Source organism: Pseudomonas sp. WSY_20, from assembly GCF_043104335.1.
GTDB lineage: Bacteria > Pseudomonadota > Gammaproteobacteria > Pseudomonadales > Pseudomonadaceae > Aquipseudomonas > Aquipseudomonas parafulva_B.
Window position 1 is genome coordinate 1 of the sequence record NZ_JBICKP010000062.1, and the last position, 421, is coordinate 421.

Below are 421 nucleotides of genomic sequence, written 5' to 3' on the forward strand. Positions count from 1 at the left end.
GGACCCCGGAGCGCAGCGCAGGGGCCGGGTGATAGGAGCAGGCGGTTTTTGCTCACTTTTTGACAAGACAAAAAGTGAGCCGCCGTAAGGGCGCAAAGGTGACTGTGCGCCACCCGCGCCAATGAATACCAACTTGCCGTATGCGCCCACACTTTGAAGTTTGAAGCTTGAAGTTTGAACTTTGAACTTTGAAGTTTCAGGTTTCAAGTTTGATTGCGTTGGCGTGGGTATTGAAAGAGAGCACATTCCATTTGCGATGGCGACGCTTAGTCACCTTTTCGCCATTACGGCGAGTCACTTTTTGTCAAACGCGACAAAAAGTAACCAAAAAACGCTGTGCTCCACTCATACGGCCCCTACGCTACGCTTCGGGGTTCCCTCACTCCGGTCTTGCTCCCGGGAGGACCGCGCTGTAGGCCCC

Annotated in this window: 1 protein-coding gene; it reads right to left on the reverse strand. The window is 53.7% G+C overall.

Annotated features, from left to right (window positions below; translation table 11 throughout):
• On the reverse strand, positions 1–207 hold a 207-nt coding region (locus ACF8E5_RS15240), incomplete at its 3' end, for a hypothetical protein (RefSeq protein WP_392475476.1).
• Positions 208–421 lie beyond the last annotated feature (214 nt).